At 40.5% G+C, this 2,778-nt stretch carries 1 protein-coding gene; it reads left to right on the forward strand.

The window, feature by feature from the left end; translation table 11 throughout:
- Positions 1 to 166: 166 nt before the first annotated feature.
- On the forward strand, positions 167 to 2,778 hold a 2,612-nt coding region (locus ABYB02_RS16380; protein WP_372763438.1), incomplete at its 3' end, for an FAD-binding and (Fe-S)-binding domain-containing protein.

Below are 2,778 nucleotides of genomic sequence, written 5' to 3' on the forward strand. Positions count from 1 at the left end.
CTCCTTATAACAGCCATATGTAGTGATCAATAATAATTGCGTTAACATGAGTATAATTGCAATTAAAATTAAATCGTGCAAAGAAGTGTTACAAACTGTACATTCTTCAATTTCTATTAGCCATCACCATGATATAATTGACCAAATGCCCTAAATTATCGCCGTCATGATAGCAACAATTACACAACAAGATGCCGCGACCGAGCTTGTCGCAAATTATTTAACAGCAATTAAAAATCAAGGCTTTGCCGGAGATACCGATGCCAGTTATGCGACACGTTTAACCGCAGCGACCGACAACAGTATTTATCAGCAATTACCACAAGGGGTTATTTTTCCGAAAAGCGAAAAAGATATCCAGTTGGCATTACAAATTGCATCGCGTGATCCGTATTTGTCACTTACTTTTGGTCCGCGTGGCGGCGGCACTGGCACCAATGGTCAATCATTGACCCCAGGTATTATTGTTGATTTATCGCGTTATATGCGAGAAATTCTAGAAATAAATATCGAAGAAGGCTGGGTACGCGTACAAACTGGCGTGATAAAAGATCAACTTAATGATTTTTTAAAGCCGTATGGTTTCTTCTTTTCTCCCGACTTATCTACCAGTAATAGGGCAACTATTGGCGGCATGATCAGCACCGATGCATCGGGGCAAGGTTCGCTGGTATATGGTAAAACCAGTGACCATGTTTTAGGCCTAACCACTTATTTATTTGATGGCACTCCGATGTGCACCGCGGCAATCGAAACAGAAAAAGCCAAAGTTTTAGCGGAGCAAGATTCTTTAATTGGTAATATATATAAGACCGTATTAGATATTGGCCTTAACGAACGTCAGGCCGTACTCGCTAAGTTCCCACGATTAAACCGTTTTTTAACCGGCTACGATCTAGAACATATACTAAGTGATGACTTACTTACTTTTGATATGAGCCGACTTATCACCGGCTCCGAAGGGTCATTAGGTATCGTCACCGAGGCAAAATTAAATTTAACCCCCATTGCTGAATTTAAAACACTGATCAATATTAAGTACGACAGTTTTGATTCTGCCTTGCGTCACTCACCATTTTTAGTGGATGCGCGTGCTACATCAGTAGAAACGGTCGACAGTAAAGTATTAAATTTAGCCCGCGAAGATATTATTTGGCATTCAGTATCGGACTTAATAACCGACGTACCTAATAAAGATATGCAAGGGCTCAACATGGTTGAGTTTAATGCCGTATCGCCTGAAGACATTAAAGATAAAGTCGAGTCACTGTGCCAACAGTTAGATCAGTGTGTTGCAGAGCAAAGCAATGGCGTTATTGGTTATCAGCTCACCAGTAATAAAAGCGACATTTTAAAAATTTACGCTATGCGTAAAAAGTCAGTAGGATTATTAGGTAACGTTAAAGGTAATCAAAAACCCCTCGCTTTTGCTGAAGATACCGCGGTACCGCCGGAAAATTTAGCCGACTACATTGTTGAATTTAGAGCCTTACTCGACAGCCATAATTTACAATATGGTATGTTTGGCCATGTTGATGCAGGCGTACTACATGTAAGACCTGCACTTGATATGTGCGATCCTGAGCAAGAAAAACTACTGCGTGTTATTTCTGATGAAGTGGTAAAACTCACCGCTAAATATGGTGGCTTAATGTGGGGCGAACACGGTAAAGGCTATCGCAGTGAATACGGCCCCGCGTTTTTTGGCGAGCACTTATTTACCCAATTACGTAAAATAAAAACGGCCTTTGATCCCTACAACAGAATTAACCCAGGTAAGATATGCACGCCTATAGATAGTGAAGACTCACTAGTGAGTGTTGATGGCCAAAAGCGTTCTTATTTCGATAAGCAAATTTCGATTGACGTTAAAACCAGTTTTAATAATGCCATGACCTGTAACGGCAATGGTTTATGTTTTAATTACGATGAAAAGTCACCGATGTGCCCGTCGTATAAAGTCACTGGCGACCGACGCCATTCACCTAAAGGCCGCGCCAGTTTAATGCGCGAATGGTTACGTTTACAAGAAACGAAAAACATAGATTTACTCGATGTTGAAAAACAACTCAACAAAGGTGAGGTGATCACTTGGTGGGAGCGTTTCATTCATAGCCGTGATAAAAACAAAGGTATTTATGACTTTTCACACGAAGTAAAAGCCTCAATGGATGAATGTTTAGCGTGTAAAGCCTGTACCACGGCGTGTCCGATAAAAGTAGATGTGCCCACTTTTCGTGCGCGCTTTTTAAATTATTACCACAGTTATTACGCTCGACCACTCAAAGATTACCTAGTTGGAAATATAGAAAAAAGTGCACCGCTCATGGCTAGGTTTGCCAAAATTATTAACCCATTGGTTAAAACCAGCTTAGTGAGTAATATCATTAAAAAATCTGTTGGCTATGTCGACACGCCACTATTAAGTTCGCCATCCCTTAAGCAACGGGTTAATAAAACACACACGTTTGATTTTGAATTATTGAATAGCTTAACCAACGAGCAGCAAAGCGACTATGTTCTCATAGTACAAGATCCGTTTACCAGTTTTTATGAAGCGGAATTGGTGGAAAGTTTTATTACGCTCATTACGCAACTGGGTAAAAAGCCAATGTTATTGCCGTTTAAACCAAACGGTAAGCCGCAGCATGTGAAAGGTTTTTTGCACGAGTTTAAAGTGACCGCTAAAAATGCCGCCGAGTTTTTAAATAAACTTAACGATATCAATGCGCCCTTGGTTGGCTTAGATGCTTCATTGGTTATGTGCTATCGCGATGA

Source organism: Pseudoalteromonas sp. (assembly GCF_041613455.1).
Classification (GTDB): Bacteria; Pseudomonadota; Gammaproteobacteria; order Enterobacterales; family Alteromonadaceae; genus Pseudoalteromonas.